At 38.0% G+C, this 20,431-nt stretch carries 17 protein-coding genes; 9 read left to right on the top strand and 8 right to left on the bottom strand.

Features of this window, described 5'->3' with window-relative positions; genetic code table 11:
* Positions 1-23: 23 nt before the first annotated feature.
* Positions 24-2,042 carry an NAD-dependent DNA ligase LigA gene (ligA, locus tag P9B04_RS13985; RefSeq protein ID WP_342055601.1) on the bottom strand — a complete coding sequence of 673 codons (2,019 nt, stop codon included), beginning with the start codon at positions 2,040-2,042 and terminating at the stop codon, positions 24-26.
* 832 nt (positions 2,043-2,874) lie between these two features.
* On the opposite strand from ligA, the gene P9B04_RS13980 reads away from it, so the two are divergent.
* Both P9B04_RS13980 and metK read left to right on the top strand, forming a co-directional pair.
* Positions 2,875-3,612, top strand: a complete 738-nt coding sequence (locus P9B04_RS13980; protein WP_342055600.1) for an HAD family hydrolase — start codon at positions 2,875-2,877, stop codon at positions 3,610-3,612.
* A gap of 119 nt (positions 3,613-3,731) precedes the next feature.
* Positions 3,732-4,982, top strand: coding sequence for a methionine adenosyltransferase (metK, locus tag P9B04_RS13975; protein WP_342055599.1), 1,251 nt, complete (start codon positions 3,732-3,734; stop codon positions 4,980-4,982).
* 71 nt (positions 4,983-5,053) lie between these two features.
* Here metK and P9B04_RS13970 read toward each other — a convergent pair whose 3' ends face one another.
* The 3 genes from P9B04_RS13970 to P9B04_RS13960 form a co-directional block, all read right to left on the bottom strand.
* On the bottom strand, positions 5,054-6,517 hold the full coding sequence (locus tag P9B04_RS13970; RefSeq protein WP_342055598.1) for a carotenoid oxygenase family protein: 1,464 nt from the start codon (positions 6,515-6,517) through the stop codon (positions 5,054-5,056).
* A gap of 11 nt (positions 6,518-6,528) precedes the next feature.
* Positions 6,529-7,029, bottom strand: a complete 501-nt coding sequence (locus tag P9B04_RS13965) for an alpha/beta hydrolase (RefSeq protein WP_342055597.1) — start codon at positions 7,027-7,029, stop codon at positions 6,529-6,531.
* Between the two features lie 193 nt (positions 7,030-7,222).
* Entirely contained in the window at positions 7,223-7,681 is a 459-nt protein-coding gene (locus P9B04_RS13960) for a DUF2141 domain-containing protein (protein WP_342055596.1), read from the bottom strand.
* Positions 7,682-8,058: 377 nt separating this feature from the next.
* On the opposite strand from P9B04_RS13960, the gene dnaA reads away from it, so the two are divergent.
* Positions 8,059-9,426 (top strand): chromosomal replication initiator protein DnaA, encoded by a 1,368-nt coding sequence (dnaA, locus tag P9B04_RS13955; RefSeq protein ID WP_342055595.1) that lies wholly within the window; start codon positions 8,059-8,061, stop codon positions 9,424-9,426.
* On the opposite strand, the gene P9B04_RS13950 is transcribed toward dnaA, so the two are convergent.
* From P9B04_RS13950 to P9B04_RS13940, 3 genes are all read right to left on the bottom strand, one after another.
* On the bottom strand, positions 9,417-9,680 hold the full coding sequence (locus P9B04_RS13950) for a hypothetical protein (RefSeq protein ID WP_342055594.1): 264 nt from the start codon (positions 9,678-9,680) through the stop codon (positions 9,417-9,419). The genes dnaA and P9B04_RS13950 overlap by 10 nt on opposite strands.
* 183 nt (positions 9,681-9,863) lie before the next feature.
* The gene (locus tag P9B04_RS13945) at positions 9,864-10,607 is read right to left on the bottom strand and encodes an alpha/beta fold hydrolase (RefSeq protein ID WP_342055593.1); all 744 of its coding nucleotides are present in this window, start codon (positions 10,605-10,607) and stop codon (positions 9,864-9,866) included.
* Between the two features lie 125 nt (positions 10,608-10,732).
* Positions 10,733-11,764, bottom strand: coding sequence for a chlorophyll a/b binding light-harvesting protein (locus tag P9B04_RS13940; RefSeq protein WP_342055611.1), 1,032 nt, complete (start codon positions 11,762-11,764; stop codon positions 10,733-10,735).
* A gap of 475 nt (positions 11,765-12,239) precedes the next feature.
* On the opposite strand from P9B04_RS13940, the gene aroA reads away from it, so the two are divergent.
* The 4 genes from aroA to P9B04_RS13920 all read left to right on the top strand — a co-directional run bounded on the left by aroA (position 12,240) and on the right by P9B04_RS13920 (position 17,515).
* Positions 12,240-13,586 carry a 3-phosphoshikimate 1-carboxyvinyltransferase gene (gene aroA / locus P9B04_RS13935; protein ID WP_342055592.1) on the top strand — a complete coding sequence of 449 codons (1,347 nt, stop codon included), beginning with the start codon at positions 12,240-12,242 and terminating at the stop codon, positions 13,584-13,586.
* 285 nt (positions 13,587-13,871) lie between these two features.
* Positions 13,872-14,972 (top strand): TRAP transporter substrate-binding protein, encoded by a 1,101-nt coding sequence (locus P9B04_RS13930; protein ID WP_342055591.1) that lies wholly within the window; start codon positions 13,872-13,874, stop codon positions 14,970-14,972.
* A gap of 35 nt (positions 14,973-15,007) precedes the next feature.
* The gene (locus tag P9B04_RS13925) at positions 15,008-15,769 is read left to right on the top strand and encodes a DUF6816 family protein (protein ID WP_342055590.1); all 762 of its coding nucleotides are present in this window, start codon (positions 15,008-15,010) and stop codon (positions 15,767-15,769) included.
* Positions 15,770-15,844: 75 nt separating this feature from the next.
* Positions 15,845-17,515: an alpha-glucosidase gene (locus tag P9B04_RS13920; protein ID WP_342055589.1), complete on the top strand. Its 1,671-nt coding sequence runs from the start codon at positions 15,845-15,847 to the stop codon at positions 17,513-17,515.
* A 316-nt stretch (positions 17,516-17,831) separates the two neighbouring features.
* On the opposite strand, the gene P9B04_RS13915 is transcribed toward P9B04_RS13920, so the two are convergent.
* A complete protein-coding gene (locus tag P9B04_RS13915) occupies positions 17,832-18,017 on the bottom strand; it encodes a PCP reductase family protein (protein ID WP_342055588.1) in 186 nt (61 codons plus the stop codon).
* 103 nt (positions 18,018-18,120) lie between these two features.
* Between P9B04_RS13915 and P9B04_RS13910 the strand changes: the two genes are divergently transcribed.
* Entirely contained in the window at positions 18,121-19,584 is a 1,464-nt protein-coding gene (locus tag P9B04_RS13910; RefSeq protein WP_342055587.1) for a RecQ family ATP-dependent DNA helicase, read from the top strand.
* A 197-nt stretch (positions 19,585-19,781) separates the two neighbouring features.
* Complete coding sequence (locus P9B04_RS13905; protein WP_342055586.1) at positions 19,782-20,243, top strand: hypothetical protein; 462 nt, start codon at positions 19,782-19,784, stop codon at positions 20,241-20,243.
* Positions 20,244-20,431 lie beyond the last annotated feature (188 nt).

Genomic DNA, 20,431 nt, shown 5'->3' with positions numbered 1-20,431 from the left:
AGTTAATAGCTAATTTTGATCGATTACTCTGATTTAAGAAAACGTAAAAATTCTTCTTCACTAAGTTTAGTAATTCCTAATTTCTCTGCTTGAGTTAGTTTTGATCCTGGACTTTCTCCTACTAATAAGTAATCAGTTTTTTTGCTAACGGAATTGGTTACTGTCCCCCCTGCCTCAACAATCAATACTTTAGCGTCATTTCGTTTCAATGTGGGTAATGTTCCAGTGATAACAAAAATTTTCTTTGAAAAGGGAGTTAGGGAAGCATCAACATTATTTATCTTGGTCTGAGTTGTTTCTAATTGTAACCCAACTTCCTTTAATTGCTGAATTAGATCACAGTTTTTTTCAATACTAAACCAGTCAATAATGGATTGTGCAATTTCCTCTCCTACACCATAAACAGAACTTAAATCGGAGAAAGAAGCTTGAGACAATTGATCAATACTAGAAAAATTATTCGCCAATAAATTGGCATTAACACTCCCTACATAACGAATACCTAAACCATATAAAACCCGTGCAAAAGGTCTTTTTTTACTACCTTCGATGGCATTAATTAAATTATTAGCCGATTTATCACCCATGCGTTCTAAATGAGCGATTTTTTCTGACGTTAAATTGTATAAATCAACAATAGAATCAACTAAACCGTTATCGATCAATAAAATAACAATTTTTTCTCCCAAACCCCGAATGTCCAAAGCATCCCGTGAAGCCCAATGCACCAAACTACCCCGCAAAATTGCGCCACAGGAGAGATTCATGCAACGAGTAACTGCTTCTTTTGGAGGACGTTTCAGGGGAGAATTACACTCTGGGCAGATATTGGGCATTTGATAGAATTGGCTGTTAGGAGGGCGCAACTCCGTTAAAACTCGAACAACTTCGGGAATAATCTCCCCTGCTTTGCGAATGATCACCGTATCCCCCACACGGATGTCTAGTTGACTAATGCGATCGCTGTTATGGAGGGTAGCTTTTTGTACTGTCGTTCCAGCCAGATGTACTGGTTCCATGACAGCCATAGGGGTAACAGCCCCTGTTCTTCCCACGTTAACGATGATATCCTTAACTGTGGTGGGGACTTCTTCTGCGGGGTATTTTAGGGCGATGGCCCAACGGGGAAATTTCTGGGTAAATCCTAGGGTTTTTTGCCAGGAATAATCATTAATTTTTACTACCACACCATCTGTCATGTAGGGTAACTCTTTTCTATCGGTTTCCCACTGCTGAAAATACTCTGTTATTTCCTCAAGCGATCGGCATAATTTTCGGTGAGGATTAACTAAAAAACCACTGTTTTGTAAGTAGTTTAAAGATTCCCATTGATTAGTAATTTCTGTGCTTTCAAGGTGTAAAGTATAGGCAAAAAATTGTAAGCGTCTTTGATAGACAATTTTGGAGTCTAACTGTCGTAAAGTTCCTGCCGCTGCGTTACGGGGATTAGCAAATAAGGGTTCTTCTTTTTCTTCTCTTTCTCCATTGATGCGGTTGAATTCATCTATGGGTAAAAAGGCCTCCCCTCGAACTTCTAGAATGGGGGGAGGATTATCTAAATTTAATTTTAAAGGAATAGAACGGATTGTACGAACATTTTGGGTGATGTCTTCTCCTGTGGTTCCATCTCCTCGAGTTACTCCCCGAATTAGTAAACCGTTTTCGTAGGTTAAAGCTACAGCAGAACCATCAATTTTTAATTCACAAACATATTCAACTGATGCTATATTTTCCTCTTCAGTGTAACGTCGCCACCGCTTTTCCCATGCTTGCAAATCTTCTAAATTGAAGGCATTTTCTAAACTATAAAGAGGAATATTATGGTTAATAGAAATAAATTGAGAGGCAGGTTTATCCCCTACTCTTTGGGTGGGACTATCAGGGGTTATTAAGGGAGGATTTTCTTGTTCTAATTTATCTAGTTCTCTATATAATTGATCATAAATAGAGTCTTCCATGATGGGATCATCAAGAACATAATAGGCATAACTTGCTTTTTGTAGTTGTTGGCGTAGTTGTTGTATTCGTTGTTCCATCACCATTGAAAGTCCTCATGCGGTAGTTTTTACTAACAACTTCATAATCGGTATTGCAAAAGGTTTTTCTGATTCATAAAAAATTTGCTTTTAAGTGTCTTGAAATATTTTTCAATCATTGTTCTTCCATAGTAGCTATAAAAAAAGGAGAGTGAGATAAGCCATTAAGTAAGTATAATAGTTTTATCAGTCTTCTGCTAATAATTTTAGCAGCTTATGAGCATAAATATACTTAATTGCTTATTTCTTGATGTTGAAAACCTTTTAACACTGTGCTTGTCTAGATTGCTCCATTATCATTTTTTTCTTTAGTGAGATCTTTGTCTTTATGGTGAAACACAAATTATTATTTATGATTGATTCATGATAGCGGATATTTTGGCGGAATTGCACGTTAATGCTTTACAAGATGTTAAGATGTATTATTGTAACTGTTTTAAAAAGTTTTTAATTCAGCAAAATTGTTGATATATTAAGTAGCAGAAAAAGATGAATGATAGTATTTCGTTTAGTATAGACATAGATACCATTATTATTTTTGTTGCCTAAGATTTTAGGAAACGTTATTGAAAATATTTTCTCTAGCGAGTTCAAAGTTATTTACGATAAGATTATTCCTCCCTATCAAAACTGGCTAGGATTAATAGTTCTATTGACTGTAATCGATTTAGCTGGTCAATTTTTTCTCTACTCAGTCGGCTAAAACTATTAGAATTAGTCAGCAAAACCATCACTAATAAACTCAGCCATTATGCCATCAAATTTACTGTTCAAGAACAGGCAATTTATGTATAATTTCCTGTTACGATCTAAAAAGTACAAGTTAAGAGGATAAATTTTGATAAATATTCGCTGTGGTAATATTGAGTTTAAAAATATCGAAGCCATTATTTTTGATAAAGACGGTACCTTAGAAGACTCCAATAACTTTTTGCGAGAATTAAGTATTCACCGCGCCCGTTTATTAGATAGCAAAATACCAGGTATCGGGGAACCAATACTAAAATCCTTTGGCTTGCAAAACGACCAATTAGATCCTACTGGTTTAATGGCTGTAGGCAGTCGTCAAGACAACATAATTGCAGCCGCAGCTTACATTGCAGAAACAGGAAAAAGTTGGTTTTCAGCCCTAGAAATTGTTCAAAACACCTTCACAGAAGTAGATCAATATCTCAAAAAAGATCGCACCACCTCCCCTTTATTTTCTGGCAGTTTAGATGTGTTAAAAGCCTTATGGAACGCCGGATTAAAACTAGGAATTTTGTCAGCAGCCCCCACCCAGGACGTAGAAAATTTTGTGCGGGAACATAGTCTTTCTGATTACATTCAATCAATGATAGGAGGGGATCAAGGATTAAGTAAACCAGACCCCCAACTATTTATTAAAGCGTGTCGAACTTTAATGACATCCCCCGATAAAACGTTGATGGTAGGGGACTCCCAAGGAGATATCCTCATGGCCAAAGAAGCAGGAGTTGCAGGGGCGATCGGTATTTGTTGGGCTAATAATCATGCCCCTCATCTTGCTCAAGCAGATACTATTATCACTCGAATCGAGGAAATAGTACTGAGTTAAACCATAAAGCTCATCCAACAAAAAGATAAACTTCTGCTTAATTCGGATTTTAGGGTGTATGATGTTACATTAACAAAAGTTTGTCATCATGTATCGTTATTAGAGAGGGTAAAGCAAAATTGTCTAATCGTTATTTATTTACTTCTGAATCTGTTACTGAAGGACATCCCGATAAAATTTGTGACCAAATCTCTGACACTATTATTGATACCCTCCTCTACCACGATGATCAGAGTCGGGTAGCGGCTGAAGTAGTAGTAAACACAGGTTTAGTCTTGATCACAGGGGAGGTTACCTCTGAAGCAAATGTTAACTTTGTGGATTTAGTCCGCAAAAAAATTGCAGAGATTGGTTACACTGATGCTGATAACGGTTTCTCTGCCAATAGCTGTTCTGTTTTAGTCGCTTTAGACGAACAGTCCCCTGACATTGCCCAAGGTGTGAGTCAAGCTCGGGAACAGCGTAAAGACCTTAGCGACGACGAATTAGATCAAATCGGTGCTGGTGACCAAGGCATTATGTTTGGTTATGCTTGCAACGAAACCCCAGAACTAATGCCCCTACCCATCAGTTTAGCTCATCGTTTCTCCCGTCGTTTAGCGGCAGTCCGTAAAACCGGTGATTTAAGCTATTTACGCCCCGATGGCAAAACCCAAGTTTCCATCGTCTACGAAAATGGTATTCCTGTTGGCATCGATACCATTCTCATCTCTACGCAACACGACGAAACCATTGGTTCCATAACCGATAACGAGGCAGTTCAAGCTAAAATTAAATCTGATCTCTGGGATGCGGTGATTTTACCAGTCTTAGCAGATAACGATATCAAAGCGTCTCAAGATACCCGTTATCTAGTTAATCCCACCGGGAAATTCGTTATCGGCGGTCCCCAAGGGGATGCAGGGTTAACCGGTCGTAAAATTATCGTAGATACTTACGGTGGCTATTCTCGTCACGGTGGTGGGGCGTTTTCCGGTAAAGATCCCACCAAAGTAGACCGCTCCGCTGCCTACGCTTGTCGTTATGTGGCTAAAAATATTGTGGCTGCTGGTTTAGCAGATAAGTGCGAGGTTCAACTTAGCTACGCCATTGGGGTTGCTCGTCCTGTTAGTATTTTGGTAGAAACCTTTGGAACAGGGAAAGTGGATGAAACCCAGTTACTAGAAGTGGTTAAGGAAATGTTTGAGTTACGACCTGCTGGTATTATTCAGTTCTTGAAACTCCGTGAACTGCCTTCCCAACGGGACGGACGTTTTTATCAAGATGTGGCTGCCTACGGTCATTTTGGACGCAACGATCTCGACCTTCCCTGGGAAGCAACAGATAAAGCGGCTTTGCTCAAAGAGGCTTTATTAAAAGTTGGTGTTTAGTCCTAAATACTAATCTAATATACTCTAAGTTTTCAGGGAAAAGATGATAAGTCTTTTCTCTTTTATTTCGTCTACATATTAGGAATCCAATTACCATGAAAACCACCAGGAACACGAACTGGTAAATGAACAGTGGCAATGGGTTCAGATGCAAAATTTCTCGGGTCAATGATCACAAAATCACTGGTGTTAGTATTTTCATTATACACAAAGGTAACAACATAACCATCTAATTCCGATTCACCCTTGGAACTGGGAATAAACGCTGCTTCACCACCGTAGCATCCTGGTTTGAATTGATGAATTTTATGAGTTTTTTTAGCTAGATCATATTGAATTAATGAGGGAAAATAATTGGGTATTTTTCTTTTTGATAGTAGTTCTGTGTCAATATAAGGAGCATACCCAAAACTATAAGCTTGACCTATTTTATCGTTATTGATGGTAGGAAAATCCACATAATGATCATCTAAACTTTCTGAAATAATTTGCTGAGTTTTTAGATCTATTGTCATTCTTTGTAGGTTCGATTTATTGTTTAAAATAGCTTGCCAATGACTTTCCATATTAATTTTAGGGTAGTGAACAAAATCAATAATTACTTTTCCATTTTCTTCAAATCCATTCATAAAATGCCAAACCCAAAAAGCGTCGGTTTGTAGATAAATTGGCTTTTTATCATTATTATGACGATCAACTAAAATAACCGTGGTTCCTGCTTGAGGTTGCCAAACAAAAGGCTGATTTTCCTCTTTTGCCTGTTGTAAATTGAAAACAAGAGGACAATGAAAGAAAATAGCATAATTGTCTGTAATGACCATATCGTGAAACATTACAGGTTCAGAAACATTGATAGGGGTTTTTCTAATAATGTTGCCGTTTTTATCGGCAATATAATAATGCAAATAAGGGGAATTAAAAAAAGAATACCGGTAAAAATGTAACTCTCCAGTTTTTGGATCCAATTTCGGATGAGCAGTCATTGATTGTTCCAGTTGTCCATTGAAGTCCCACTCACCAACAGTTTCTAGGTTATTATCGATTGCATAGGGTAAGCCAATTTCGTATAAAGCTAACAATTTATTACCGTAACCGATTATGTTAGTATTAGCATAATTTTTAAATTTTAACTCAGTAATTTCTTGTCCTTCAAACATTTCGTAAGTTAGTCCACGGGTTTGAATCCAACGGTTTTTATAACTAACTTTTCCTCGGTTAAAGTTAATACTATGAAGCATTCCATCCCCTTCTAAGGGATAATTATAAGAACTTGGCTTAAACATGGGATTAGGACCATTTCTTAGATACATTCCCTGTAATTCTTCAGGAACTTTACCCGATGTTTTTAAATTATTAATTTCCACTTCTTCAAAAACAGGCGCATTAATTCCCTGTAAAAAAATATTACTACTTTTCCAACTTTTATAGGATTTATACTGTTTATAGATAGGAGTGGATTGACTCGGTAATTGATGAGAAGCGATAGCAGTTATGGCGGCAAGGGACGATTGAATTAAAAACTCTCTTCTTTTCACGACAAATAATCCTAAAATTCACTATTTTCCATCATTTTTGTAGCAAGTTCTGTATTAATTACAATACCTTCTGTGGGAAATGCTTTCATAATATCGATCGCTGTCCATCCTTCCTCTGATTGCTCAATGGCGGCGGAAATTAATGCTCCACGAATGGCATAAAATCCGTTATGATTAGGATGGGTACTAAATATTTCTCCCATACTTTTTAATAAGTCTTTCATCAAAGGAGTTCGTAATAACCTAGCAAACCTTACTCCATCTATCTTGTATCTTTTCTGTAATGTTTCTCGCAATTCAATCAGGGTTTTTTCATCGAACTGACTGGCAAAAAAAGCAAATTCTTTGGTTATTCTTCCTTCTTCTGCATAAATTTCTAAAGACTCAACAGACAGGGGGAATTTGAATGGACCATAAATAAAATAGAGGGTTTCTGCACTTAAAACTGGTCGAGGTATCAAAGGAATTAAAACACAAGAAATTCCTAAACAAATACGAGTTAGGGGATTCATTTTTGTATAAAAAGTCACTATTTCTAGTGAACCTTTAGGGCTTCTGTTAATTTGTCGAGTCTATAGTAACTTTTATAGTTAATCCCTATTTAATAAGGAATTTTTAACATATAAAAAGACAACCATAATTTATGGTTGTCCTGATTGTTTATGTGTTAATACAAATCGGATAGGTGTTAAAATTACTACTGTGCTAAATTAAAGAACGTAGCTGAATAGAAATTCGCGTATTTTTACCTACTACTATAACAGCAGAGTCACCAAACTTTGGGGGACCAGTTGTAATAACTGGATTACTGGAAAAGCCAAATTTTTCCGTAGGAATGCCGAGAAAATTGCGGTTTAGTTCCCCATCTTCGTTATCGTCCCAAAAAACAGCCACTGCGTAGGTTTGAGGTTGTAAATTATCAAAAGTGACTTCTAATAACTTATCTGTGATTTTGACGCATTGGGTGTTAACTGCGTCGTCTTTACTATCGGGAAATCCTCTTCCACTAGAAAAGAGACTGAAGCAAACTTGTCCTTTGGTGTTGCTTAAACCCTCAATCTCAACCGTCAAGTTACTGGTTAGAGTAGCGTTCGCTGGTTGGTTTAAGGTTAAAATTGTCCCTGTGGACAATAGTAGATTAGTTAGTAAATAAGAAAATTTCATCAGATTGCTTTAGGTGGTTAAGAATAGAATTAATAAAGATGTTTTTCGAGATCTTTAAATCTCAGAGTCGTTATGAATCTTTATATTATCTTAAACCTTTTGATGCAGGTAGTCTATTATCATTCAAAATAAATCATAGTAGGTATGACTTTGTTTTAATGGGTTTACTAGGAATTACCAAAACTGATATAATTTGGTGCTTAACTATCCTAAATTCCTAACCCTTATTTTTATTGTTGTCTATTTGTTGTTTGCTGTTGGGATAATTTAAATCATTAATTGGTCTAACAAAATTCTGACATTGCAATTGAGAACACCAATTTTTCAGTAAATTTTATTATCCAATTTTATTCTATTGCCAAGGTCTAATTTGCATAATGACTATTTCACCTCAATATATTTGGAGTCAAGTGCTTAATCGTCTCAAATTACGATTAAATCCTACTGCTTATGAAACTTGGTTCGCTTCAGCAACCGTAGAAAATGGGCGAGACAATTGTTTAGTTATTCGAGTAGAAAATACTTTTATTCTTAATCATTTACAAAAAACATATTATTCTTTGATTATAGAAGAAATAGAAGCTATTGTTGGTTATCAAGTGAAGGTTAAATTGACTACTGGTCAAGAGCAGAATCTAAAAATTATTGATAAAAATAACCACGATTCTCTTTCTAATAATAACCGCAATAAAGCTGTTGAAGACTCACCTAAACCTAATCAATTAAACCCCAACTATAATTTTTTACGTTTTGTAGTCGGTCCAACTAATAGAATGGCTCATGCTGCTTCTTTGGCCGTTGCTGAATCACCAGGAAGAGAGTTTAATCCTTTATTTTTGTGTGGTGGGGTTGGATTAGGTAAAACCCATTTAATGCAAGCGATCGCCCATTATCGTCTAGAACTGTATCCCAAAGCTAATGTTTTTTATGTTTCTACAGAACAATTTACTAACGATTTAATTGCCTCTATCCGTCAAGATAGTATGGAGATTTTTCGAGGTCATTATCGAACTGCTGACATTTTATTGGTGGACGATATCCAATTTATCGAAGATAAAGAATACACCCAAGAAGAATTTTTTCATACCTTTAATACTTTACACGAAGCAGGAAAACAAGTGGTCATTGCCTCTGATCGACCTCCCAAAAGAATCCCCAGTTTACAAGATAGATTGGTGTCTCGTTTTTCTATGGGTTTGATTGCCGATATTCAAGTACCAGATTTAGAAACGAGGATGGCTATTCTACAAAAAAAAGCAGAATACGAAAACATTAAATTGCCTCGGGATGTTATCGAATATATCGCCACCAATTATACATCTAATATTCGGGAATTAGAGGGAGCATTAATTCGCACTGTCACCTATATTTCTATTTCTGGACTATCAATGACAGTAGAAAATATTGCCCCTGTGTTAAATCCTCCTATGGAACAAGTCACTGCTTCCCCCGAAATCATTATCACCATTGTTGCCGAAAATTTTCACCTATCTGTCGAGGATTTAAAAAGCAGTTCACGCCGCCGAGAAATTAGTTTAGCTCGACAAATTGGAATGTATTTGATGCGTCAACATACGGATCTGAGTTTACCCAGAATTGGGGAAGAATTTGGGGGAAAAGACCACACAACGGTTTTGTATAGTTGTGACAAAATCTCTAAGTTACAAAAAAAAGATTGGGAACTTTCTCAGCACTTATCCACCTTGAGCGATCGCATTAATCTTGCTAGTCGCAATCAAGAGTGATGAGCGTATCTAGCTTCCCAATCTTCGCAAAGAATAGCCTCTTCTGTAAAAGCTTTGTAGGGATGTACAGTACACTTTAGACAGGTTTCTCCTGTATGAAAAGAACAGCGATCGCAAGGAATTTGGTGCAGTTTTCGCAAGTATAAATATCCATCTTCGATAGCAAAGAAAATGGCACAAAAAAAACATACCAAAACTAACCAAATAAGTAAGGGACAAATCCAACCCATTTGGATCATAATAATCTCTTGCATTATCATAAATCCTCTCTAAATGAGACAAAGAAGTTGCTGGAAAGACATTTTAGGTAACGCCCTCCACAGACGGAAGTTATGGCACTAGACATTGCGTTTAGAATGTCACGGGAATTCCTCGTTTCCTCGTAACACTAATTAAATCAACAAACAACGCCTTAGTTTTTGATACTGATGCGGTGACTATGAAACCGACTGAAACATTTTAGGATCTAATATTTTTTCCTCCAAACTCTGCCAAAAATTTATAACTTTCTCACTCACTAATTTAGAATTCATGTAATGGAAAAAATGCCTTCCTTGAGAACATTCCCATAAAACATCCCCTGATTTTAGCCAAGGTTTCCAAGCATTTAATTGATATGGAGAAACAACCATATCATCTCTGCTACCCCCAACAAATAATGGCACCGACATCAACTGAGGTGTAACACCAACCTGTTCTACTAATGTATTGGGAGAAGGAGATGACAATAAATCTTGTTCTAAGAGATAGATTAATAACTCGCTTTTAAAAGGACATTGACGGCCAAATAGGGTATAAACCATTTGGGTCAAAATCGTGTGGCGATCGCAGGGTAAGGTCTTGAACATAGCATAGTAATGACTTTGCCAGTCCACTGCCAAATTAGCTCCCACCGATAACAATGTCAACGACTTGACTCTCTCGGGATGACGTTGTGCGTAAATCATCCCTAACCAAGCACTGGTACTATGACCAATTAGATGTACTGGTTGGTTTAGCTGTTTGAGGTAGTCGTGTAGCAGCACACAAGCAACTTCAAGGGTAATGGGTTCATCTGGGGTTTGATTGTATTCCCATAAAGCGATGGCATGATTTTGGGACAGTTGACTGATTAAAGGACGGTTAAACCTCTGTAATATAGGACTGACACTTAACCATAAAGCAGTGGGAACAGAAGACATAACAAACTCCAAATTGAGGACGATTTAAGGCACAATTGAGATAGAGTTCAATAGGAAAGTTAAGCGGATGTCTGTTTGGCGTATTTAAAAAACCTCTAGACACCCCTTAACTCCTTTTTATTTACTTACACTTGCTCAAAGTTGTTGAGCGCGTTTTCTACTTTTTTGAAGTCAAAACCCATAGCCCGTAAAGCGTGCCATAGATGACCTTGTAAGAAGAAAAAGGCTAAGAAGAAGTGTGTATTCGCTAACCAGGCGCGAGCGGTGTGTCCACCAAATTCTATGTTTGCAGTGTCAGCAAAGTAAGGGCTAATGCCTAATTTCACTTCCAATACGGGACCGTAGAACTCAGGAGGATAAGCTAAGGTATTAACCGCACAGAAATAAGCTGCTACAAACCCGGCTAAAGCAATACCGCCTAAAGAGTAGGATAAGATAGCTTCTCCGGAGAAAATAAGAGCTTTTCTCGCCCATGCCATGGGAGGAACAATGATGTGCCAGATACCACCAGCAACCAATAGGAAACCCACAAAAACATGACCACCAACTAAGTCTTCTAGACTGTTAACGGTAGCAAAATGGGTTTGATAGCCATAGATCACTAAGGGATCTAAGGTGGGTTCGGTAACTAAACGAACTGCCTGTGTGGTGGAGTCGTATAAACCGCCCCAGAACATGGCTTTTCCTACCAATAACAAGGCAGCGATACCCAAAAATAAGAGATGATGGCCTAAGATAATGCCCAATTTTTTGTGATCATCCCACTCAAAATGAAAACGACGAGCGTTTCCTTCTGTGGTTTGTAGATCTTGGGGTGCTTTTAAAAGATGAAATAAAGCACCAGCACCTAATACGGCAGAGGAGATCAGGTGTAATACACCAATAACAAAGAAGGAATATGTATCAACAACTTCTCCTCCTTGTCCTACGCCGAAGCCCAAAGTGGCTAAGTGGGGTAATAAAATTAACCCTTGTTCTCCCATGGGTACATCGGAAGCGTACTTAGAAAGTTCAAACAAAGTAAACGCACCAGCCCAAAACATTATTAATGCCCCTTGAGCTGCGTGAGCAACGATGAATAAACCTGATTTTCCAGCAAATCTGGCATTTCCTGCCCACCAGTCGTAGCTGACGTTCGGATTGTCGTAAGTTTGCATCATGGTTTTCAGTAAACAATACAATTTCCGCTTATTAGGAATTGCTATCAATAAGCTTACCCTTAATCTATAAAGATTGGCAAGAAATAACCATTAAGAATTGTTTAAAGGGTATGGGAGACACACCAGAATGTACTAAATATAGGGGGATTGGGGTTAAAATTTCTCTTTTAAGGTAAAGGTGATTATTTTTTAGGCGACGCTTTGATTAAATTTTTTATTGAGATGTAATGTTATTATCGCTTTACATTTGCAAATTAGACGCTTATTAAAGATTTAATTTAGCTTCATGATTTCCATATCTGCATGGCCTTCTCAGGCTAGATAAAACCATAAAAATTAGGCAACTGTTAAGGTGAGTTCGGTGTTAGGGGTTATAATTTCTTATGGGTTAAACCCCTAATAGCTATGGTTTTGAACCCGCTCAAAACCACCGTTGGAGGAGTGCGTTAATTTTATTTTGTCATTAATTTCTATGTCTAAGTCGATACTGAACCTCCAAAGTTTAGAAAATAAGCAAATCTTGACCCTAACACCTCCCCATACAGGATTATCTCTGCAAGGAACCCTACAAATACCAGGAGATAAGTCCATATCCCATCGCGCTTTGATGTTAGGGGCCATGGCAGAAGGAGAAACCATCATCGAAGGGCTGCTATTAGGAGAAGATCCCCACAGTACCGCCAACTGTTTTCGGGCTATGGGAGCGCAAATATCCCCTTTAAACAGTCAGAAAGTCACCGTACAGGGTATCGGGTTAGGGCAATTACAAGAACCCTCAGAGGTACTCGATGCAGGGAATTCTGGGACAACAATGCGTTTGATGTTGGGACTATTAGCATCTCACCCCCATCGCCTCTTTTGTGTCACAGGAGATGCTTCTTTGCGATCACGCCCCATGTCCCGTGTTATCCAACCCTTACAAGAGATGGGGGCGCAAATATGGGGACGTAACAACAATCGTTTGGCCCCCTTAGCGGTTCAAGGACAAACCCTTAAACCCATCCATTACCGCTCCCCCATCGCCTCAGCACAGGTTAAATCTTGTATCCTATTAGCAGGGTTAATGACCGAAGGGGAAACCACTGTCACCGAACCAGCCTTATCTCGGGATCACAGCGAAAGGATGTTACAAGGGTTTGGTGCAACCCTAAAAATTGATCCCACAACCCACAGTGTTACCGTTGTAGGGTATCCCAAATTAATCGGTCAAAAGGTAATCGTCCCAGGAGACATTAGTTCAGCCGCTTTTTGGTTGGTAGCAGCCTCTATTGTTGAGGAATCGGAATTATTAATCGAAAATGTCGGTGTTAACCCCACCCGAACCGGTATTTTAGAAGCTTTAGAGATGATGGAAGCAAATATAACCCTAGAAAATAAACGGGTGATCACAGGGGAACCAGTTGCTGATCTGCGGGTGAAATCTTCTCGATTAAAAGCTTGTACCATAGAAGGGGAGATTATTCCCCGCCTTATCGATGAAATACCTATCCTAGCGGTGGCGGCTCTGTTTGCAGAAGGAAAAACGATCATTAAAGATGCAGCGGAGTTGAGAGTTAAAGAAAGCGATCGCTTGGCAGTGATTGCTTCACAATTGGGTAAAATGGGAGCAACCATTACTGAATTGCCGGATGGCTTAGAAATTATCGGAGGAAACCCTTTAAACGGTGCTGAGGTGGATAGTTGCAGTGATCATCGTATTGCCATGAGTTTAGCCATTGCCGCCTTAAATGCAAAAGGCAAAACCATCATTAACGGTGCCGAAGCTGCGGCCATTTCTTACCCTGAGTTTGTAGGCAGTCTAGAAAAAATTATCCCATAGGTTTTTTTGAGTTTAATACACAACTGGTAAAAATTAAGCGTCTCAAACCTGATTTTCTCCTTAGACAAAGATTCAATTCCTAACACCGAACTCATAGCGATTTTCAATTGAATGGAACAACCTAAAATTTAACTCCTGCCTCCTGCCTCCTGCCTCCTGCCTCAAAGCTAGAAAGTTTATAATCTATGCAAATGAAAACTGCTATCAGGTTAAAAGAGGGTATTTAAATCGGATTTGGGATAATCTGCTATTTTGATACATGACCTAAAATATCTTACTAAAACGATGAAACGTCGCCACTTTCTCAGTAATTCTGCACTAGGAGCAACCACTGCCACTGTCCTTAGTTCCTGTCAAACCCAGTCCACAGAAGGCAACGGGACAGCATCTAGCTTACCTAACCTGCGCTGGAAAATGCAAACCAGTTGGCCTAAGTCCCTAGATACCATTTTCGGTGGAGCGCAAACTGTCTGCGATCGGGTAAAAGCCATGAGTGGCGGGAAATTTACCATTACCCCCTACGCGGCAGGAGAAATTGTACCAGGGTTAGAAGTGTTAGACGCGGTGCAGCAGGGAACCGTCGAATGTGGTCACTCCCCCAGTTACTATTATGTAGGAAAAAACCCTGCTTTGGGCTTTGGAACTGCCATGCCTTTCGGTTTAACTGCCCAACAACAAAACGCTTGGTTTTATCATGGGGGTGGTTTAGAAACCATGCACCAACTCTACGCAGATTTTAACGTGATTAGCTTTCCGGCTGGAAATACAGGAGCGCAAATGGGGGGATGGTTTAAACGGGAGGTGAAATCCGTTAACGATCTCAAAGGCTTAAAAATGCGTATTCCTGGACTGGGAGGGGAAGTTATGAACCGATTAGGGGTAAATGTGCAAGTTTTGCCTGGAGGGGAGGTTTTTCTGGCTTTGGATACCGGTGCCATCGATGCTGCTGAATGGGTTGGTCCCTACGATGATGAAAAATTGGGTTTAAATAAAGCTGCTAATTATTATTATTATCCCGGTTGGTGGGAACCTGGAGCGACTTTGGACTTACAAATTAATCGATCTGCCTGGGATAAATTACCCCAGGAATATAAGGACATTTTACAAACAGCGGCAATGGAAGCTAACTTAAATATGTTAAGTCAATACGATTCTCAAAATCGCGTAGCTCTGCAATCTTTAGTGCGAGGAGGGACTCAATTAATTCCTTATTCTGAGGAGATTTTAACGGCAGCCCAAACCATTGCTTTTGATTTATACGAAGAAAATGCTAGTAAAGATGCTACTTTTAAACAAGTGTACGAGTCTTGGGATAAATTTAGAAAAGAAATTATACAATGGAATAAAATTAACGAATTAAGTTACACTAAGTTTGTCTTTAGATAATATTGAATCTAATTAACAACTGATAACTGATAAAAATGAAACTTTTTGTAATTTTAATTCTTAACTTAATCTTGATTTTTGCATATCCTCAACCTACTCAGGCTGGGGAAATAGCAAATCGTCTAGCTGATTATCCTAACTGGAATAGTAAGCTAAATGTTAGTCAAACAGAAACCGATTTAATTTATCCTGAGTGGATGGCAGGAACCTGGACTGCTACTAGTATATTAAGGGAACAAATAGCCCCTTTAGCTCCTCGAGTTGTTACCCCAGGCTTTGAAAAAAACGAACAATACTTAAATCAACCTTTTACTTTTAAAGTTCGTTTTCAACCGCAAATAGCCCCGGTTCCCAACATTCTTTCTCTCTCTTCGTTTTCCCCCCAAAAAGATTTGATAGTAGCCGATCGCTCCTTCAATGGAGAGAATATTGCTAGAGCTTATCTAGGAGACAATCAAGTTTTATCAGTTAAAATTTCTACTGAAGATCCTAACCGTCAAATAACTTTTTTAGCAGACGATAACCAACTTATTTCCACCATAACAGGTCGGGGACAAGAAAACCCCAACCGTGAAGAATTTTTAACCACAGAAATCACACAACAATTGTTTCAGCGACCCATAAGTATTTATCTAAATGAAGTAGAAACTACCACAAATTATCAATTAATTAATCCCAATAAAGTAACAGCTAAACAGGTAACAGCCATTTATTTATCACCCGAAGATCCCGACTATTTCAAAGCCATTAATCGTCCGGTAGCTTTATATAAATATGAGTTAATTTTACAAAGATAATTTATATTAATCGAGAGAAGCAACACCCCATCCTGGTAAAATTATTATATTAGGTTTTAGGAGACATCTTAATATATGGTAAGCGTACAACCAGAATATCCTTGGTGGTATGGATGCGTCATTTACGAAATTTATATTCGCAGTTTTTACGACAGTAATGGGGATGGAATTGGGGATTTAAAGGGAATTATTGAAAAATTAGATTATTTAGCTTCCTTACCCATCGATGCTATCTGGGTAACTCCATTTTTTCAATCTCCTATGGAAGATTTCGGGTACGATGTTTCCGATTTTTACGCAGTAGATCCCCGTTTTGGCAACATCGAAGATTTTGAAGCCTTGATCGAAGAAGCCCACGCCCGTAACTTAAAAGTTATCATCGATCAGGTGTGGAGTCATACAGCTAGTATTCATCCTTGGTTTCTCGAAAGTTCTTCCAGTCGAGATAACCCCAAAGCAGACTGGTATGTATGGTCAGACGGCCAAAACGGCAGAAAACCCAATGACTGGCTATCTATTTTTGGGGGAACCGCCTGGAAATGGCATCCGGACCGCAAACAATTCTATTTTCATAACTTTCTGGAAACTCAGCCGGATCTCAACTGGCATAACCCGGATGTGGTGCGAGAAATCATGAAAGTAGGAGAGTTTTGGTTAGAAAAAGGTGTTGATGGCTTTCGATTAGATGCCTGTAATTATTATATGCACGACACGAATCTAGTGGATAACCCTCGCCGCACCGAAGGAATGCCGGAACTGGATGGGGTATCTCCCATGAATCCCTACGCTCAATATATTCATCTCCATAATATGGATCAAGTGGAGAATATTCGTTCTCTGCGACGAATCCGCAAAATGCTGGAAAAATATCCGGGTACCATGTCTATGGGAGAAATTGTGGTTACCAGCGAACCCATGCGCCAAACCGTAGAGTACATTCGGGGAGATCGTCGATTACACACCGCTTATAATTGTGCGTTATTAGTAAATAAAAAGCTAACACCCAGATTAGTAGCTGATCTGATTGAAGATTTATCTTTGCACCTCGAAGCTGATGAAAGGGAAATGATCTGTCTAACCACTAGTAACCACGATTTTCCTCGAGCTAAGTCCCGTTGGGCCCCAGATGATCCCTCTTTAATGCCTTATCTGGAAAAGATGTTGATCGCCTTATTACCGAGTTTACGGGGATTGGTTTGTTTTTACCAAGGAGAAGAATTAGGCTTAACAGAAAGTTCGGTTTCCCTGGAAAAAATGAAAGATCCTTACGGTATTTATTTTTACCCTTATTTTTCGGGTAGAGATGGTTGTCGCACCCCTATTCCTTGGGAACCGGATCAAAAGAATTTTGGTTTCAGCGAAAGTGATGAAACTTGGTTAAGTGTAGATGAGAATTACGAATTATTGAGTGTGGCCAAACAAGAGCATGATCCTGACTCTCTACTTAATTTTTTCCGTTGGTTTGTTAAGTGGCGCAACCGTCAACCGGCTTTAAAATACGGAGCGATCGAATTGGTAGAAGCAAGCGAGGATATATTAGCTTTTGTCCGTCGTAGTCCCTTACAAGAGTTTCTTTGTGTGTTTAACCTTAGTGAGCATAAACGCTCCTATTTTGTTTCTTTTCGCTATGGTAAACCAATTATTAGTTCAGAAAGTCACAACTTTCCCACTACAAATTTGGGCAACGGTCAAAGAATGATTGAAATGGGACCTTTTGCCTTTGCATTTTTTGAACGGGAATCATGAAACCTTATCGAAGTAGTTGTTAACCTGAGTTCGGTGTTAGGAGTTAAGTTTTTTTAAGAGACACTCTGCCGAGGTTTTCTCGGCATGGGAATGCTCGGTGAGAGATTTTTGGCAATATTATATCGAACTCAGGTTGTCATACCAAATCCTGTTATCAAACCCATCTTATCTTCTGGAAGAGGCAGGAGGCAGGGGGCAGGAGGCAGAAGGTTTTTCAGCTTTTAGGCTATCAATTCTAAAAGGGGGCATTTAAATCGGATTGGGTATCAGTTATTTCTCAGTGATCATTAGATAACTGTTTGGGTTTCCCGATTAATTATTGGCCAAATTCTAAACGAGCTTGCTCTACCATTTCCACTGTAATCTCATCCAAGTCCGCAGCTCTAGCTAATTCCTCAATTTTCTGACGGGCTTGAGTTCTTACAAAAAAGGGAATACTTTTAAGTTTTTTTTCTGCTTCTTGAGTCCATCGGGGACTGTCTCCAAATTCAAATTGACTCATAATCTGCGGAGAATGGATTGATTATTTATCTTTAATAAACAATTATAACATTATTGCTAGAGAAAATTATCGTTGTTGATTAACAATTATTAAGCTAAAGATTATGAATTTTAATAGCGAACAATGGGCGAATATTCATAAGACTTTTGAGAAAATATGGGGTTATAAAGAATTCAGACCCCCACAAAAAGAAGTTATCAACTGTTTATTAGAGGGAAGAGATGCTTTAATTATCATGCCAACAGGGGGAGGGAAATCTATCTGTTTTCAGCTTCCTGCTTTACTAAAAACAGGTCTAACCATTGTTATTTCTCCATTGGTGGCATTAATGGAAAATCAGGTTAATGACCTAAAAAATAAAAATATACCCATAGAATTACTACACAACGAAATACCCAGAAGACAACGAAAAATAACTTTAGATAAGATTAATAAACAACAAATTAGATTACTGTATCTTTCCCCTGAAACCTTATTGAGTATTCCTGTTTGGCAACTATTAATTCAACCTCACATCGAAATTAACGGACTGATTTTAGATGAGGCACATTGTTTAGTGCAATGGGGAGAAACTTTTCGACCTAGCTACAGTCGTTTAGGAGCAGTTAGACAAACTTTATTAAAAGATAAAATATCGAGTAAAAAAATAGTGATCGCAGCTTTTACCGCTACAGCAGATCTTCAATCCCAAGAGATTATTAAAAGCAGTTTAAGGTTACAAAATGCGCAAACATTTGCCATTAGTCCCTATCGTAGTAATCTAAGTTTAGCCATAAAAATTGCTTGGAATCCTCGCTGTCGTCGTCATCAACTCCTCAATTTTATCAAACGCCAACAAAAACAAAGTGGGTTGGTTTATATTCGTTCTCGTGCTGAAAGCGAAGAATTAAGTCAATATTTACAGAAATTAGGTTATAAAGTAGTTGCTTATCACGCTGGTTTAAGTGCGTTAAAAAGGAGAGAAATTGAAGAAAAGTGGTTAGAAGATAAATTACAATTTGTTATCTGTACTTCGGCGTTTGGTTTAGGTATTAATAAACCAGATGTTCGTTGGGTTGTTCATTATCAAGCACCGTTTTTATTATCGGAATATTTGCAGGAAATTGGACGAGGTGGAAGAGATGGGAAAAACACTAAAACCTTAACCTTAATTAGTGAACCCACGGGATGGTTGGATTCTACTGATCAACAAAGAAACAAATATTTTTTACAACAATTACATAAAAATTATCAACAAACAAAACGTTATTTCTATCAAATACCAAAACAAGGAAATATAATCGATCTTAAAGAAGAAATACCAAAAATTGAAATAATTTCATCCTTATTGTACCGTTGGAAAAAACTCAAGTGGATAAATCCATTTGATTATGAATTGATAGCTGATATATCATCGTTGAATATTGGTAAAATAATCAAAAAATCTCAACAAGAATTACAACAAATGAAGCAGTATTTAATGACTCGTTCTTGTCGTTGGCAATATATTCTTAATGCTTTTGGATTTATTAAAGAAGCGAAAGGGTTTAACTGCGGACATTGCGATAATTGTCAAAGAAGACGGTAACGGTTCTTGTCGTCCCACATCTCTATAGTTGAGATAGGGAAACCAAAAAATGTTATAAGTTATAAGAAATAGTTGTTGATGGACATAAAGCGATCGCTATTTTAAGTGGATAAAGTCGAGTCCTAACTAAGTTATTCTTGAGACTTGTTATAATCGAATCTAATTTTCCTTTAATCCTCTAGGTGAGTTTGAGTCAAATGAAAAAACTAATTTTTGCTTTACCTATTATGTTCGGTGTTTTGGGAATACCATCTCAAACCTTCGCTCATACCATGTTCACTAACTATTTATTAAATGATAAGCTAGAGTTCGAGACTACATACAGTACCGATGAAGTAGCGGATAACGCTGAGGTTTATGTTTATGCACCTAACAATTTTGACGAACCTTGGTTAGAAGCTAGAACCGATGCAAAAGGCCGTTTTTCTTTTCTTCCTGATACTTCTATTCCTGGGGACTGGGAAGTGCAAATTATAGATGAGGGTCACGGAGAGGTTATTATTGTTCCTGTCACAGAAGATGGAGTAGATTACGAAAACATTAGCTATGAATTGAGACAAGATTTACATTATAGTTCTACTCCTATGTCTCCTCTTCATAGTTTATTAATTACTGCTGGTGTTGCGGGTTTATGGTTCGCTGTGTTGCGTAAAAATTAAGATAAATTTAGTGTTTATTGTTAAATAAATACAACTCAATTATCAATGGTGTGTTAACAAGATATTGAACAGTATTTTTGTTAATACGCTTTTCTTTTTAATACAGATATAACCCATGTCAGAAAAAGACGAAAAAAGGAAGCTTCTCAAAAAGTCTGGGGGGACTCGCCGAAAGTTAGGGGACAAAG

Origin of the sequence: Crocosphaera sp. Alani8 (genome assembly GCF_038442745.1) — a bacterium.
Lineage (GTDB): Bacteria > Cyanobacteriota > Cyanobacteriia > Cyanobacteriales > Microcystaceae > Crocosphaera.
The sequence above is the reverse complement of the archived record's forward strand: the minus strand, read 5'-3'. Positions and strand labels throughout refer to the sequence as shown.

Bases quoted from the DNA above. Each gene is read 5' to 3' on its own strand.
- ligA (WP_342055601.1), bottom strand. From the start codon at position 2,042: ATGGTGATGGAACAACGAATACAACAACTACGCCAACAACTACAAAAA.
- P9B04_RS13965 (WP_342055597.1), bottom strand. From the start codon at position 7,029: ATGAATCCCCTAACTCGTATTTGTTTAGGAATTTCTTGTGTTTTAATT.
- P9B04_RS13960 (WP_342055596.1), bottom strand. From the start codon at position 7,681: ATGAAATTTTCTTATTTACTAACTAATCTACTATTGTCCACAGGGACA.
- dnaA (WP_342055595.1), top strand. From the start codon at position 8,059: ATGACTATTTCACCTCAATATATTTGGAGTCAAGTGCTTAATCGTCTC.
- P9B04_RS13950 (WP_342055594.1), bottom strand. From the start codon at position 9,680: ATGCAAGAGATTATTATGATCCAAATGGGTTGGATTTGTCCCTTACTT.
- P9B04_RS13945 (WP_342055593.1), bottom strand. From the start codon at position 10,607: ATGTCTTCTGTTCCCACTGCTTTATGGTTAAGTGTCAGTCCTATATTA.
- P9B04_RS13940 (WP_342055611.1), bottom strand. From the start codon at position 11,764: ATGCAAACTTACGACAATCCGAACGTCAGCTACGACTGGTGGGCAGGA.
- aroA (WP_342055592.1), top strand. From the start codon at position 12,240: ATGTCTAAGTCGATACTGAACCTCCAAAGTTTAGAAAATAAGCAAATC.
- P9B04_RS13930 (WP_342055591.1), top strand. From the start codon at position 13,872: ATGAAACGTCGCCACTTTCTCAGTAATTCTGCACTAGGAGCAACCACT.
- P9B04_RS13925 (WP_342055590.1), top strand. From the start codon at position 15,008: ATGAAACTTTTTGTAATTTTAATTCTTAACTTAATCTTGATTTTTGCA.
- P9B04_RS13920 (WP_342055589.1), top strand. From the start codon at position 15,845: ATGGTAAGCGTACAACCAGAATATCCTTGGTGGTATGGATGCGTCATT.
- P9B04_RS13915 (WP_342055588.1), bottom strand. From the start codon at position 18,017: ATGAGTCAATTTGAATTTGGAGACAGTCCCCGATGGACTCAAGAAGCA.
- P9B04_RS13910 (WP_342055587.1), top strand. From the start codon at position 18,121: ATGAATTTTAATAGCGAACAATGGGCGAATATTCATAAGACTTTTGAG.
- P9B04_RS13905 (WP_342055586.1), top strand. From the start codon at position 19,782: ATGAAAAAACTAATTTTTGCTTTACCTATTATGTTCGGTGTTTTGGGA.